The organism is Rhodoplanes sp. Z2-YC6860, from assembly GCF_001579845.1.
GTDB lineage: Bacteria > Pseudomonadota > Alphaproteobacteria > Rhizobiales > Xanthobacteraceae > Z2-YC6860.
The window spans coordinates 2527293-2542010 of the sequence record NZ_CP007440.1; the positions used below are offsets into that span (position 1 = coordinate 2527293).

General features: G+C 63.4%; 14 protein-coding genes. 3 read left to right on the forward strand and 11 right to left on the reverse strand.

Annotated features, from left to right (window positions below):
• Positions 1 to 202: 202 nt before the first annotated feature.
• Entirely contained in the window at positions 203 to 1285 is a 1083-nt protein-coding gene (locus RHPLAN_RS11855) for a glycosyltransferase family 4 protein (protein WP_068017756.1), read from the forward strand.
• 62 nt (positions 1286 to 1347) lie between these two features.
• Here RHPLAN_RS11855 and RHPLAN_RS11860 read toward each other — a convergent pair whose 3' ends face one another.
• The 3 genes from RHPLAN_RS11860 to RHPLAN_RS11870 all read right to left on the reverse strand — a co-directional run bounded on the left by RHPLAN_RS11860 (position 1348) and on the right by RHPLAN_RS11870 (position 5532).
• On the reverse strand, positions 1348 to 2523 hold the full coding sequence (locus tag RHPLAN_RS11860) for an MFS transporter (protein WP_084244749.1): 1176 nt from the start codon (positions 2521 to 2523) through the stop codon (positions 1348 to 1350).
• Between the two features lie 146 nt (positions 2524 to 2669).
• Entirely contained in the window at positions 2670 to 3242 is a 573-nt protein-coding gene (locus RHPLAN_RS11865; RefSeq protein ID WP_084244751.1) for a PRC-barrel domain-containing protein, read from the reverse strand.
• A 97-nt stretch (positions 3243 to 3339) separates the two neighbouring features.
• Positions 3340 to 5532 (reverse strand): amylo-alpha-1,6-glucosidase, encoded by a 2193-nt coding sequence (locus tag RHPLAN_RS11870; protein WP_068031070.1) that lies wholly within the window; start codon positions 5530 to 5532, stop codon positions 3340 to 3342.
• 253 nt (positions 5533 to 5785) lie between these two features.
• On the opposite strand from RHPLAN_RS11870, the gene RHPLAN_RS11875 reads away from it, so the two are divergent.
• Together RHPLAN_RS11875 and RHPLAN_RS11880 are read left to right on the forward strand one after the other, a co-directional pair.
• On the forward strand, positions 5786 to 7291 hold the full coding sequence (locus tag RHPLAN_RS11875; RefSeq protein WP_084244753.1) for an amidohydrolase/deacetylase family metallohydrolase: 1506 nt from the start codon (positions 5786 to 5788) through the stop codon (positions 7289 to 7291).
• A gap of 1 nt (position 7292) precedes the next feature.
• On the forward strand, positions 7293 to 7661 hold the full coding sequence (locus RHPLAN_RS11880; RefSeq protein ID WP_068017768.1) for a Rieske (2Fe-2S) protein: 369 nt from the start codon (positions 7293 to 7295) through the stop codon (positions 7659 to 7661).
• 174 nt (positions 7662 to 7835) lie between these two features.
• Here the strand turns inward: RHPLAN_RS11880 and RHPLAN_RS11885 are convergent, their stop codons facing one another.
• The 8 genes from RHPLAN_RS11885 to RHPLAN_RS11920 form a co-directional block, all read right to left on the reverse strand.
• On the reverse strand, positions 7836 to 8660 hold the full coding sequence (locus RHPLAN_RS11885) for an ABC transporter permease (protein WP_068017772.1): 825 nt from the start codon (positions 8658 to 8660) through the stop codon (positions 7836 to 7838).
• Between the two features lie 9 nt (positions 8661 to 8669).
• Positions 8670 to 9464 (reverse strand): ABC transporter ATP-binding protein, encoded by a 795-nt coding sequence (locus RHPLAN_RS11890; RefSeq protein WP_157100234.1) that lies wholly within the window; start codon positions 9462 to 9464, stop codon positions 8670 to 8672.
• Positions 9461 to 10528: an ABC transporter substrate-binding protein gene (locus RHPLAN_RS11895; RefSeq protein ID WP_084244755.1), complete on the reverse strand. Its 1068-nt coding sequence runs from the start codon at positions 10526 to 10528 to the stop codon at positions 9461 to 9463. The genes RHPLAN_RS11890 and RHPLAN_RS11895 overlap by 4 nt, the downstream gene beginning before the upstream one ends.
• A 110-nt stretch (positions 10529 to 10638) precedes the next feature.
• The gene (locus RHPLAN_RS11900; RefSeq protein ID WP_068017781.1) at positions 10639 to 11214 is read right to left on the reverse strand and encodes a TetR/AcrR family transcriptional regulator; all 576 of its coding nucleotides are present in this window, start codon (positions 11212 to 11214) and stop codon (positions 10639 to 10641) included.
• A 15-nt stretch (positions 11215 to 11229) separates the two neighbouring features.
• Entirely contained in the window at positions 11230 to 11709 is a 480-nt protein-coding gene (locus RHPLAN_RS11905; RefSeq protein WP_068017784.1) for an aromatic-ring-hydroxylating dioxygenase subunit beta, read from the reverse strand.
• Positions 11709 to 13037, reverse strand: a complete 1329-nt coding sequence (locus RHPLAN_RS11910) for an aromatic ring-hydroxylating oxygenase subunit alpha (protein ID WP_068031073.1) — start codon at positions 13035 to 13037, stop codon at positions 11709 to 11711. The genes RHPLAN_RS11905 and RHPLAN_RS11910 overlap by 1 nt, the downstream gene beginning before the upstream one ends.
• Positions 13038 to 13048: 11 nt before the next feature.
• A complete protein-coding gene (locus RHPLAN_RS11915) occupies positions 13049 to 14218 on the reverse strand; it encodes an enolase C-terminal domain-like protein (protein ID WP_068017787.1) in 1170 nt (389 codons plus the stop codon).
• Positions 14219 to 14223: 5 nt separating this feature from the next.
• A complete protein-coding gene (locus tag RHPLAN_RS11920) occupies positions 14224 to 14616 on the reverse strand; it encodes a VOC family protein (RefSeq protein ID WP_068017790.1) in 393 nt (130 codons plus the stop codon).
• Between the last annotated feature and the right edge of the window lie 102 nt (positions 14617 to 14718).

Consider the following 14718-nt stretch of genomic DNA (forward strand, 5'->3'; position numbering starts at 1 on the left):
GCAGCGTGTTGCGGAGCCCGACTTCCGCGAGATTGAAAGACGACTAGAAAACACCTGATAAGTTCCGGTGCGACGCAAAAATAATTCTCTGAAAGATTTTGGCTTTCGCGACTTATTACGCTGGCTGCCTGCACGTCACGGAGATTTTCAGGGGACGCGTCTCTTGGCAGCCGAGGCGGGGGCTCACAGCAGGAGAACGTTGATGCGCATTGCTCAGATCGCGCCACTCACCGAGGCCGTTCCGCCGAAGCTTTATGGGGGGACGGAGCGCGTGGTGCATTGGTTGACGGAGGAACTCGTGGCGCTGGGCCATGAGGTAACTTTGTACGCCAGCGGAGATTCACAAACGTCGGCCAAGCTTGAAGCGCCATGGCCGCGCGCGCTGCGCCTCGACAGCTCGATCCGCGATCCCAATGCCTTGCACATCATGATGCTGGAACACGTGCGCCAGCGCGCGCATGAATTCGACATGCTGCACTTCCACCTCGATTACTATCCGTTCTCGCTCTTTGCACGGCAGGCCACGCCGTTCGTGACGACGTTGCACGGCCGGCTTGATCTTCCGGAGCACCAGCCGCTGTTCGCGACGTTTCCGACACTGCCGGTGATCTCGATTTCGAACGCACAGCGGCGGCCGGTTCCTCATGCGGGATGGGTTCGGACCATCCATCATGGCCTGCCGGAAAAGCTGCTCACGCCGAAGTCCGTGAAGCCTGGCTATCTCGCCTTCCTCGGCCGCATTGCGCCGGAAAAAGGTGTCGACCGCGCCATTCGCATTGCCCGCGAGGTCGGCATTCCGCTGAAGATGGCAGCCAAGGTCGATCGCGCCGACCGCGAATATTACGAAGAGAAGATCAAGCACCTGATCGATGGCAAACACATCGAATACATCGGTGAGATCGCCGACCATGAGAAATCGGAGTTCCTGAGCGGCGCGATCGGTCTCATGGTGACGATCGATTGGCCTGAGCCGTTTGGTCTGGTGATGATCGAAGCGATGGCCTGCGGCGCGCCGGTGATCGCGTTCAATCGCGGCTCGGTGCCCGAAATCATCGAGGAAGGCGTAACGGGTTTCATCTGCGAGGATGAGCAGGGCGCGATCGGTGCCGCTTACCGGCTCGGAGAGCTGTCACGTTCGCGAATTCGCGCGCGTTTCGAGGAGCGCTTCACGGCGAGACGGATGGCGCAGGACTATCTCGCGGCTTATCGCAGCCTGATGAATCAGGAGCATCCGCATCTCCGGCTGGTCGCGGACGGTCGCTCTGCGTTGATGCCGGCCGAATAGCGCACTCATCTTTAGAAAAGCTCCCGACCCATCGGGTCGGGAGCTTTTTATTGCGCTTCGTATTACGTTTCTTGCGGCCGCGTCTCAGGCAGGAAGAGCAGGACCGCGAGGAAGGCCAGCATGGCGACGCTCGCGAGCCCCAGAAACGCGAAATGGGCGCCGATATAATCGGTGACCGCTCCGGCCAGCGTCGTGCTGAGAGCGCCGCCGATGCCGGCGATCATGCCGACGATGCCGAGCGCCGAGTTGAACCGGCCGCTGCCGCGCGTCACGTCGGCAACGATCAGCGGCACCATGACACCGAGCGCCACCGCGCTGACTCCGTCGAAGATCTGGGCGGCCACGACCAGGGCCGGGTCGGTCACGCTCGCAAACAGCATGCCGCGCACAGCAAGCGCGGCAAAGCCTGCCAGAAGGATAGGTCTGCGGCCCCAGACCTTTGCCTTGTGGCCGGCCCAAGGCGCGATCAGCGCCACCACGATCTGCGGTACCACGATGCAGATCGCGATCATGATCGTGGCCCAGTCGCTGGAACGGCTGGTCAGCGCACTGCCCATCAGCGGCAGCATGGCGGCGTTGGCGAGATGAAAGAGCGCGACGCAGCAGGCAAGGATCAGCAGCGAGCGGTCCTTGAACAGGCTGATGAGCGGCGCCGGCGTCTCTCGTGGGGCGGTCGGCCCGCCATGGGCCTGCTCCGGCACGATCTCACGCGGCGCGATCTGGCGCAGCGCCAGCAAGGTCGGCACCAGCAGCAGGGCGGTCACGAAGAACACCGAACGCGCCGAGAAGAAATAGCCGCAAGCGCCCATCAGCGCCGCTGCAAAACCGTTTCCGATTGAAGCAAATCGCGCGTTGCGTCCGAGCCGTTCGCCGATGCCGGCGTGGCCGACAAGACCCAGCGCGATGGCCGCAATCGCCGGGCCGAGCACGCAACTCGCAATCGCATGAAACGTCGCCGCCGCAAGGATCGCCGGAAACACCGGAAAGACCGCATAGGTCAATGCTGCGCACGCGATGACGGCAACCGCGATGCCGGCCACCACGCGTTCGGCGCGCGCCCAATCCACCAGAACGCCCGCGGGAACCTGCGAGAGAAGCGCCACGACGCCCGCAACACTCAGCACCAGTCCGATGTCGGTCTGCGTCCATTTCTGGGTGGTCAGATAGACTGAGACGAACGGGCCAAATCCGGTCTGCACGTCGGCGACGCAGAACACGAACCAGTCGAGCCCTCGCATTGACCGTCGCGAAGGCGTCGAGGCGGGACCACCCTCATTCGGGGCGGGCGGAACAATGTGTAAGCCACGTTCCTTGGCTCGCGGCGACCCCCGCGGCCCATCCTCGATCCTGGACTGAATCCCCCGGGATGGTTCCGCCGACAGGATTACTGCTCCGGCATTCTCGCAGTGATACGTGATTGTGCGAATCCGGGCGCGGCGCCCAGAACCATGATCGGCTTACCTTCCTGATATTGCGGTGCGGTCCGCACCTGGTCTCGGGTGAGGTCGATGGAAACCCCGTTGGCGCTGCCAAACCGCATCGCCGCCCAGTCAACCGCAACCTTGCGGCTGCCGACACCGAGAAAACCACCGAAGTCGATCACGGCGGCGCGGGTGGTGCCGGAACGATCGACGATCACGTCGACCACGCGCCCCATGTCCTCATTGGTGGCGCTGCGCACCGAAGTGCCGAGGATGCCGCGGCTCTCGTCTTTGTCGAGCAGCGTGGTCGGCGGGGTCAGCGGCGAATTGTTTTTCGGGCTTTCATCGGTGCCTGTTGCGGGCGCCAATGTCTCTTCATCTGCGACCTGGGTCGTGCCCATGCCCGTGGTGCTGGGGGAACTCTGGACTCGCTGCGATTGCTTCGCCTCGGATGCGACGATGAAACTCGCCGCGGTCAAAAACAGCAGGAGGGAGCAGCTTGCGACTGTTGTGGTAACCCAGCGACGATGGCCCATGAATACCTCCGACACCCGACGATGGCTAGCCGGGGAACGGCAAACCGCATCGGTTGTTCCGGCCTTGATCGTGACGGAGCTAAATTTTTTTTGCCGCTCAGGACGACAACACAATCGAGACCTGCATCTTTCCCTGTGCGCGCACGATATCGAGCGCGACCTGATCTCTGACGCGACGCACCCGCAAATCGACGCACGCCTCACCGAGTTGCAGGTTGCGCAGCAGCACATCGTCGATGAAGTGCGGCAGGCATGGATCGCGCAGCCGAATCTCGTTCCTGGCCGGATCGAACTCCAGTCCCAGCGAGGCTTCGAGCAGCGTAAACGGCGTGGCGCTGGCCCATGCCTGCGGCGAGCAGGCGACCGGATAGAGCGTGGGCCCGCGGCTCGCCTGGCGTTTGAAGCCGCAGAACAATTCCGGCAGCCGGCGCAGTTCCATATAGGTCGCGGCGTCGAACAGGCCCTTGAACAGCTGCGCCAGCGCGGATTTCAGGCCGTAGCGCGCAAAGCCCAGCGCAATCAGCGCGTTGTCGTGCGGCCAGACCGAGCCGTTGTGATACGACATCGGGTTATAGCGCGCCGCGCCCTTGGCCACGGTGCGAATGCCCCAACCTGAGAAGAACTGCGGGCTGAGCAGCGTGTCGGCGACCTTGGCGGCGCGCTCGGGACTCGCGATGCCACTGAACAGCACCTGGCCAGCGTTCGAAGCCAGCACTTTGCAGGGCTTTTTGTCGCCGTCGAGCGCCAGCGCGTAGCTGTTGAGTTCGGGACACCAGAATGCCGCTTCGAAACGGCTTCTGAGTTCATCCGCTTGCTGCTCGAGCTTCGCCGCACGGTCGAAGAGCCCCATGCGCCGTGCGCAACGCGCGGCCGCACGCCTTGCCGCAAACACATAGCCCTGCACTTCGGCCAGCGCGACGTCGCCCTCGACCAGGCTGCCGTCGGCACGGAAGATCGCATCGAAGGAATCCTTCCAGCCCTGATTGGCGAGCCCTTGTTCGGTGGCGCGGCGGTATTCGAGAAAGCCATCGCCATCCATGTCGCCATAGCGGTCGATCCACGTGAGCGCCGCGTCGATATTCGGCCAGAGTTCCTTGATGGTCGCAACGTCGTCGGTGCGGTCGAGATAAGCGCCGGCGAGCAGCACGTATAAAGGCGTCGCATCGACGGTGCCGTAGTAAAGCCGGAACGGCACCTCGCCGAGCATCGCCATCTCGCCGGCGCGGGTTTCGTGCAGGATTTTGCCGGGCTGCGCGTCGGCGGCCGGATCGACCGTCTTGGCCTGGAAATGCGCGAGCCGGCGCAACACGCCGCGCGCCACTTTGGGATCGAACCACAGCATCTGCAGCGCGGTGATGATGCCGTCGCGGCCGAAGGTCGTCGAATACCAGGGGATGCCGGCGTAGGGATAAGGTCCGTGCGGCGTCTCGGTCAGCAGCATCGCGAGATCGGACGCCGAGCGGCACAGCACCTCGTTGAGCAGCACGTTGGAGCTTTCGACCGTTGCCATGTCGGCTGTGGTGGCGCGTCGCTCGCGATGAGCGCCGATCAGCGCGCGCGAAAACGGTGTCTTGATGTCTTGCAGCGTGTCGCAGCCGATCGCGATGAACACCCGGGTGATTTCGCCGGGCGCCAGCACACACTCGTATTGCGCCTCGCTGTCGGAGAGCTTCGACGGCGGTGGATCGAACAGGATCGCGCTGCGGCGTGTCACAGCGTCGAGCCCATGATAGTTCAGCATCACCTCGCGGTCTTTTACCAGGGATCGGGTCGCCGTGCCGCGCCGCGCGCGCTTGAGACCTCGCACCTCGAACAGGTCGGCGAAGTCGCTGTCGAAGCGCACCGCCAGACGCAGCGGCACCGGCCGGCTGCCGTGATTGCGGATGCCGATCCGCTGGAACGCCGTCCCGCGCCAGAGAAACGTCGTGCGCAGGATGTGCAGCGTGTCCTTGTGCAGCACGAGCTGATTGTCGCGGAAGACGTCCGGATTGGTCAGATCGGCCGCCAGCACCGAATTGTCATCGCGCACATTGCAGCCCAGCAGCAGCGGCTGGAAATCGTTGATCGTCAATTCGAGCCGCGACAGGTATCGCGTGTCATTGTGGAAGAGGCCGTCTGGCCCGTTTTCCGACGCGCCGATGTCGCCGTGATTGTCCATCACCAGAAAGGTGTCGTCGGATTTCAGCGAGCATTGCGGCCGGCTGCCGACCCCGGTCGTGGCGACATAGAACGGCGTTTCCTGTGCGATCTCGATGGGGCGACTGACGGGGGAGGTGGCTGCGAGGGACATGAGCGCGATCCGCTCCGACAATTCGGTTCGACGTTGCGCCTGCCGGCGGATTCGTCCTTAACGGCGAAATAGCGAAAGAAGTTCCCGCCTTACGGTCCGCCGAAATCAATGTGAGAACGGCCGCCATTTGACATGGCTGCAGCAACACACTCGCGGAACTGCGCTCTTTTTGCAGGCGGTAGCATTCTGCTAGCGTGCCCCTTAACGTACCAAGCGCCGGTGGAATCGCTCGTTTCGCCAAAGGATTGTATTGATGCACTCGTCAACTGAAGCTTTGCTGCTCAAAGGCGCCCATGTCATCGATCCCGGCCAGGGAATCGACGGCATCCGGGATATCGCGCTGGAGAACGGCAAGATCAGGCCGGTTGCGGGACTGCCGCCCGACGTCAAGACCATCGACCTGAGCGGCTCCTATCTTACGCCCGGCTGGATCGACATCCACGTCCACGTCTACGGCACCTTGGGCTTTGCCGATCCGGACAGCATCGGCGTGTGCCAGGGCGTGACCTCGTACGTGGAGGCCGGCGGTCCCGGGATCGGCACCCTCGACGAGTTCATGGCGCTGCTCAGCAGCCAGACCAAGACCACGCTTTATGCCGGTCCTTACATCCGTCCGCTCGGCATTCTCGGTTTGAACTTCATCGAGTCCGACGTCCGCACGCTGACCGACATCCCGATCACCCAATGGATCGATTTTCACAAGGCCCATCCCGGCCTTCTTCGCTACATCAAGGTGGGCGCCTTCTCGGGCTACGGCTATGGCCCGACCAAGATCGGCAAGGGTCTCGCCGAAATTCTCAACCTGCCGCTCTATGCACACATCGGCGAGCATCAGCTCCAGCCGGGCAACGATTCCGCGTACGAGGTCTACCGGGTGTCGGAGGCGGGCGACATCGTCACACACATCTATCACGGCAACGATTGCGGCATCCTCGATCGCGACGGCAGGATCCTGCCGGTGGTGCAGGAGGCGAAGAACCGCGGCGTGCTGTTCGATGTCGGTTTCGGCGGATTCAACTTCTCCTGGCGAGTCGCCGAGCGCGCCTGGGCGCAGGGCTTCTTCCCCGACATCATCAGCTCGGATCTGCAGCAGTTCAACGTCGCGGGGCCGGCCTATTCGCTAGCCAATGTCATGGCCTGCTTCATGAAGCTCGGCATGTCGCTGAACGACGCGATCGAGAAGGTGACGATCGCGCCGGCCAAGGCGCTGCACATGACCGACATCGCGGGCACTTTGAAGCCCGGCCTGCCGGCCGACATCACGGTGTTCAAGGTCGAAAAGGGCGCCTACACGCTGACCGACACCACGAACCACACGCGGCCGTTCGACACGCGAATCGTGCCGACCATCACGTTCAAGAACGGTGAGCGGATCGATTGCGACATGGAGCGCTGCCAGGACGAGCGCAACTGGCTCATCCAGATCGCCGAGGACCACGAGCCGGAGGGCATGAAAAAGCTGACCGGCCCGCAGATTGCGTTTCTCGGCGCGCTGGCCGCCAAGCTCGCGCCGATCCACTGGGACGAGTTCTCGGTCGCGACGCTGGATTACGACAAGGCGCTGATCCTGCAGGCGGCGTTCCATCAGGTGCGCAAGGAACAGAACATCCCGCTGCGCGACGCGCTGACCGCGGTGTTCGATCTTTATCTCGATCACCCCTTCAGCATGCAGATCGGGCTGTTCCTGCTGCGGCTCGACCGCAGCTTTGCGCTCGAACGCATGCGCAAGGTCGCCTCCACGCAGCGGATGGTGGCGTAAGATGTCGGATCAAACGATTGCTCCCGAGCCGCAATCGGCGGAGGCTGTTGTCGAGCCGGCCTGGCAGTTGCTCGATGACGTGAACCCTGCAACAGCCGAGTTTCCGGCGCTCGCCCGCGTCGGCGATGAGCGCATCCTGGTGTTCAAGATCGGCGACGGCTTCCGCGGCGTCGAGCGCGGTTGCCCGCATCAGCAACGCTCACTGCACGACGCGTTTTTGCAGGGCAACGAAACCATGATCCGCTGCCGCTGGCACAACTACGTGTTCCGGCTGCGCGACGGCAAAAGCGTCAACTGCCCGGGCTTCAAGCTGAAGGTGTTCGACGTGAAGCTGGAGAACGGCGCGCTGTTGGCTCGGCGGGCGGCGTAGCACAACAACGCACTCCCGATCCGTCATCCTGAGGCGCCCGCCGAAGGCGGGCCTCGAAGGATGCGGCCCAGGATTTTTGGGGCCGTCGCCCTTCGAGGCTCGCTTCGCTCGCGCCTCAGGGTGACGGAGATAGTCTGCCCGGGTTCCTAGGACGTCGGACTACAGCATCCTGATCTACTTGGTCGCCTTGCCGCTCCAGAAGCAGAGCCGGATTTCGATCTGCCGCAGGATGAAGCTCAGGATCACGCCGGTGATGGCGATCAGCACCAGCACGGCGAACATCGAGGCGAGGTCGAGGCCGAAATTCGCCTGCAGGATCAGGACGCCGATGCCGGTCTTGGCGCCGACGAACTCGCCGACGATGGCGCCGATCACAGCCAGCACGATGCCGGTGTTGAGGCCCGCCATGATGTAGGGCAGCGCGTTCGGCAACTGCACGTAGCGCAGCAACTGCATGCGCGAGCCGCACATCGCCTTGATCAGCGCGATGCGGTCGGAGTCGACGGCGCGCAAGCCTGCAATGGTGTTGACGAGGGTCGGGAACAGGCAGGTCAGCGCAACGATGATGACCTTCGACGAGATGCCGAAGCCGAACCACACGATCATCAGCGGCGCGATCGCCACCTTGGGCACGGTCTGCAGCGCGACCACGTAAGGATAGACCAGCCGATCCAGCCAGGCGACCTGCACCATGGCGATGCCCAGCACGATCCCGCAGAACGATCCGATGGCGAAGCCGCCGAGGATTTCGGTGAGCGTGACGGACAGGGCGTTGAGATAAATGCCGCTGGTCACACCGTCGTAGAGCGCGACCGCAATCGCCGAGGGAGTCGGAAACACATAGGGCTGCACGTCGAACAGGCGGAGGCCGCCTTCGATGATCAGCATCAGGACCGCAAACGAAATCAGGCCTTCCACCACGCGGCTCGCGCCCGCGCGCCAGCGGCTCGGCGCGACGGGCTGCGCTGTCTCGGGGCCGGTCGTGGTGATGTCCGCCATGATGCGTTCCTATGCGGCGGCGGCGAGATCGAGGTGGCGGCGGATTTCGGTCGAAAGCGCAGCGAGCGCGGGCGACGCGAGATCGATGAAGCTTCGCGGCCGTGGCGCAGGGTTTTCAAGCACCTCCATGATGCGGCCCGGCCGGGCCGACATCACGGCGATCCGGTCGGAGAGGAACACCGCCTCGCTGATCGAGTGGGTGATGAAGACCACGGTCTTGCCGCTCTCCATCCAGATGCGCTGCAATTCGCCGGCCATCTGCTCGCGGGTGATGGCGTCGAGCGCTGCGAACGGCTCGTCCATGATCAGGAGTTTCGGATCGTGCACCAGCGCGCGCACGATCGAGGCGCGGTGCTGCATGCCGCCGGAGAGCTCGTACGGATATTTCTTGCCGAAGTCGCCAAGCCCGGCCATGCGCAGCAGCGCCTGCGCCCGCTCGGTGGTTTCCTTGCGGTCGAGCTTCATCACGTCCATCGGCAGCAGCACGTTCTCCTCGATGGTGCGCCAGGGCAGCAGCACCGGCGCCTGGAACACGGCGCCGACGCCACGCGAAGGGCCCACGATCTCGCGGCCTTCGACCGCGAGGCTGCCGCGCGTCGCGCGCTCGAGACCGAGAATGAGCTTGAGCAGACTGCTCTTGCCGCAACCGCTTGGCCCGACGACGGAGACGAATTCACCGTCGCGGACGTCGAGCGAGATGCCGCGCAGCGCTTCGACCGCGCCGGACGACGTCGGATAGGTCAGGCCTACGCCGGATACGGTGAGCGCCGGCGAACGTGTCGCCGCGGTCGTTGCCATCGTCATTGCGCGGGTGCGGCCTTGGCGGCGGCTTCGGCGAGGCCGATGTCGACCTTGTTCACGTCGGCGATCAGCGAGCCGTTGAAGAAATCCGCGAACTTGGTGTCCTCGGGCTTCAGTCCGAATTCCGGTCCGGCAAAGGCGATGAGCTTGTTCCAGTCGGCCTCGGTCATCTCGCCCCAGCGATGGCCGTCGTTCGGCTGCTTGAAGATCGAGAGCGTCTTCTCGATGGAGTGGGCGTCGTTACGCAGTGCCTGGGCGGTGTCGCCGGTCGGCGGCTTGAACATCGCATAGTAGTTGCGTGCCGCCGCAACGGGATTGAGCTGCGCAAACCGCGTGCTGAGCGCGATGCCTTGCAGGCCGCGGACCACGAGATCGCGGTTGTTGGCGAGCAGCGCGTTGCTGGTAACGAACACGCCCGAGCAGACATCGGGCGCGAAGCTGCGGAATTTCATTCCCAGGTTTTCGAGGCCGGCGATCGCGCCGATGAAATGCGAATAGGCATCGACCCGGCCGGATTTCAGCGCCACCATCGCGGCGGCGTCGGCGCCGACCGCGACGAACTGAATGGAGCCCGGATCGATGCCGGCCTCGCGGGCCTGCGCCTTCAATGTCGGAACGGTCCCGGCGGCGAGGCTCAGCACGCCGACGGTCTTGCCCTTGAGGTCGGCCACGCTCTTGATCGGGCTGTCCTCGGGAACGACCGTGACGTAGGAGCCGTGGTAGTCGTGGCAGTAGACCACCGACAAAGGCAAGGTCGGCTGCTTCTTCTTCGAGGAGATGAATTCCAGGATGCCGATGTTACCGATGTGAGCGTCACCGGAGATCAGAAGCTGCAGGGTCGCAGCCGAGCCGGAGATGAAAAGGAACTCCGGATCGAGGCCGATCTTGTCGTAGAGGCCGGCGCCTTTGCCGGAGAAGCTGTAGGCATGATACGGCCGCGCGACCGGCGACGAATGCACGTATCGGATCTTCGACAGTGTCTGAGTTTGGGCTTGGGTTTGAGCCGACCATGGCGCGACAGTCAGGCCCGCGGCGGCCTGAAGAAATCTTCGTCGATCGATGGTCATGACTTCGCGTCCGGTGCCGGTTCCAACTCAGTGTAAGGTCGCCGGCAACAGTGTGGCAAGTTTGATGCCAATGTGCCGCATAGCGGTGCGGCGTCTTCGATGAGGCCGGTTCAACGCTTGCCGGCAGGGCCGAGCAGGACGTTGCACATCGCGTTGGACAACCGCTCGATGTCACGGAGATCGTTCAGGCGGCGGTTAATGACGAAGCCGTCGTAAGCCATGATGAACAGAGTCGACAGCGCATCGTGGTCGACTTGCACTTCGGGCAACGCGGCCTTCAGCATCCGCATCAGCCGCTCTTCCGTCCACTTCAAGAGCGGCACCGGCTTTGGCTGCGCCGGATCGGCGGAGGCAAGGGCCTCCATCAGGCTGTTGGTCAGGCCGATATTGGCGATCGGAATATCGCGCCACAGCCCGAGCAGCAGTGCGAACAATCGGTCGCGCGGCGATTTCAACTTGAGGATGCGCTTTTCGAGCTTTTCGAACGCGCCCTTGTGCCAGGGCTCGAACACCGCATAGAGCAGGTGAAGCTTCGAGGGAAAATACGAATAGAGACTGCTGACGCCGACGCCGGCGAGTTCCGCCACGTCCTGCAGCGTGGTGCTGTGATAGCCGCGCTCGGAAAACAGATCGTAGGCGCTGTCGAGGATCGCCTGCCGCACCTGCTTTTTCTTGACCTGCACCACGGCGCAATGCCTGCTCTATAGCGGAATGGCCATCGGCGAATGGACGCCGTCGCAATTCATCAACGCCACGCGCTTGAGCTTGATACGGAACGAGTCATCGTGCGGCGTCAGCTGGTAGGCGTGGCGGCCTGAATAGATGCGCTGCCGGTCGGCCTGATGCTCGACGCAGATGAAGGCCGCGTCCGCGGTGAACTCGCCGTCCTCGGCTTCCTTAGCCTCGATGTTGCTCACGAGATGTGTGGTGCGCGGCATCGGCGTCAGCACCAGCGCGCGCGCTTCGAGCAGCCGCTGTACGCGCATCGAGAGGATCGCGTGGTCCTCGTACATGATCGACGCCACGTTCAGCGGATCGGTCTGGCCGGGCTGGCTCGGCATCCAGTAGATGCCCTGCGGCTCGTAGAGCTTGAGCCAGTCCTCGAACTGTCCGGCGTCGAGCAGGCGTGCCTCTTCGAGGAGGAACAATTCGATCCGGCGCTGCATCGCGTAGTCCAGCATCACGCAGCCTCGGCGGTGAGGTAGTTGACCCAGGCCTGGAACTGCACGCGCATAGGCATTTCGCTGGCGGCGCCCGAAAGCTGGCCCTCGGCGCCGCGGCTTTCCTGGCCGACGCCGCGCGAGAAGTCGATCCACGGCCCGACATCGCGGGCGAGGCCCTGCTGGCAGCGCTCCAGCATCTCGACGTCGTCGGAGAAGATCATCGAGGCCGGCGAGCCCAATGTGCTGAGGAAGCGCACCGCGCGGTGGAACATCTCGTCCGGCGCGCCTTTGAGCTTGAAGCAGTGGATGCGCACCATGGTGCGGTCGACGGAGAGCGGAATCGTCACGCGCATCTGCTGGTACTGCGCGTTGATGATCAGATTCGGATAGATGATGTTGTTGAAGCGGTTCATGCCGAGAACCTGCGCGGTCTTCTCCGCGCCGTGCCGCGCGGTGAGCGCGGCCCGGTAGCGTTCGGCCACGGGATCGGCCTTCTGGCTGACCATCACGCCCGCATTGTAGATGTTGTTCATGTAGACGTGGCCGCCGGCATAGCCGTTGAGCTGGATGCCCTCCCACTCCTCGTAGCCGAGCCCGTTGGCGGCGAGCATCAGGCGCGTCTGGTCCTGGTCGAGGATCGAGGCGTTGGTCGGCGCGCGGCGCGCCGGCGCGACCGACGAACTGTGCACGAAACTCGGGTGGAAGATGTCGGCGGCATTTTCCAGATGAAGCTTCCAGTTGCCGCGATACTCCAGCGTGAAGCTCGACTCCGCGATTTCGACCTCGCCGTCCGGCGCGCGATCCACAAGGTTGTCGATCACTTCGGTCATCGGGCCGAGATGCTCGAGGAGTGGCTCGGGATTCTCATTCAACGTCGCGAAGACGAAGCCGCGATAGAGCGCGACCTTGCCGACGCGCTGCATGTGATTGCTGGGATCGTCGAAGCTGAAATTCTCCGGATAGCTCTTGCGGTGCGGCACCGAAGCCAGCGAGCCGTCGGGCCGGAACGCCCAGGCGTGATACGGGCAGCTGAAGATCTTGCTGCTGCCGCGATCGACCATGCAGATCCGCGCGCCGCGATGCGGACAGCGGTTTTGCAGCACGTAGATCTCGCCGTCGCTGTGCCGCGTCACCAGCACTTCGTATGAGGCGAGGCGGGTGCGGATGAAATCGCCTGGCTTCTTGAGCTGACTGTCGTGAGCGACGTAAATCCAGAGCTTGCTGAAGATGCGCTCCTGTTCCAGCGCAAACACCGCCGGGTCGGCATAGGCGCGGCGATGGACGTGGTCGGGCCGCACCAGGCTCTTGATGTCGTCAGGGGTCGGAAGCGTGGCTGACTGTTCCATATGATCGCCCATCAGTTCAGAAGATCGCCGAAGATTTCGGAAAACATCGGAAGCTGTTCGAAGCCCGCGCCGGGCGCGCTTCCGAGTGTGGCGCTGCCGTCGCTGACCGGCACATGCGCGGTGAGCTTGCCGAACAGCGTGGAGGTGTCCATCGCGACCTCGGCGAGGCCGAGCCCCAGCCCCGCGACCGCATTCATCGCCAGCAGATGGCCGGCATGCGGCGCGCAACGCTCGCGTGTCCATCCGTGCGCGTCGAGGTCGTCGAGAATGCGCAAATATTCGACGATGCCGTAGCTCAACGAAATATCGAATTGCAGCAAGTCGCGGTCCTTGCGCAGGCCGCCGTAACGAAGAAGATTGCGCGCGTCGTCGCGCGAGAACAGGTTCTCGCCGGTCGCAAACGGAATTGCGCTCTGCGCAATGACATCGCGATGCAGATCGAAATCGAGCGGGTGCACTGGCTCTTCGATCCAGGCAATCGGGTAGGGCTTCAGTGTTTCGAGATAGGACAAGGTCTTGGCGCGGTCGAAGGTGCCGTTGCCGTCGACCGCGAGCGCCATGCCGCGCTCAAGTACGCCGAATACGGTGTCGATGCGCTTGATATCCTCGGCAAGACTTGCGCCGCCGATCTTGATCTTGAAGCGGCGATGCCCTTGACCGATGGCGCGACGGATGTCATCGCAAAGACCTTCGACATCGTTAGAAGCCCTGTAGTGGCCGCCGCTGCAATAGATCGCGATCTTTGCGTGTTCGCCGGCGCTTGCTGCACCGTGGCGCTTGGCGAGGAGGCGCCACAGCGGCAGATCGGCCGATTTGGCGGCGAGGTCCCAGAGCGCCGCGTCGAGCATGCCGACCGCTCCGCTCCGCTCGCCGTGGCCGCCGGGCTTCTCGTCCTTCATCATCACGGCCCAGGCGCGATGCGGGTCGATGCCGCCGTGGCCGTCCGAATAGGCCCCCGGATCGGCCGCCATCAGCCGCGGGATGAACCGCTCGCGCAGCAAGCCGCCATGGCCGTAGCGTCCGATCGAGTCGAACGCCAGGCCAACCAGAGGCTTGCCGTTCGTCCTCGCATCGGTGTGCACCGCGACTACGCTTGCGGTCATGGCGTCGAAGCTAATGCTCGAGTTGCGCGTGGCCGATGACAGCTCGATCGTCCGTTCCCGGACGGCTGTGATACGCATCGGCTCTATTTGGCTTGCCGCCAGTCGTGCTCGGAGACATCGAACACGATGCCGTTGGTGTCCTTGTATTTCATCTCGGCGTCGACGCCGGGGTACGACGGGAGCTGCATGAAGAACTCGCCGCCGTGCTTCTTGATCTTCTCATCGGTCGTCTTCTGGTCGTCGACGACGAAGCCAAAGTGATGCAGCCCCGCCCAGTCCGGGCCGCCCTTGCTGCCCTTGGTACCTTCGGGGAATTGCAGCAGCGTCAGGTTCATGATGCCGTCCGACAGCGAGATCGCATTGCCGATCGGCGCCTCGACTTTGCTGACGCGCTTGAGCTCGAAGACGTTCTCGTAGAAGGCCGCGGCCTTTTCGAGATCGGGGACTTGGATGGCGATGTGTCTGATCTTGGCCATGATGTTCTCCGCAATGATCGGTGGCGCTTCCGATGATGCAGTGTAGCTCAGCAGCGAAGCAAATACAGTATTCGCGTCACAGAATCTTTTTCGGTTTTGAAG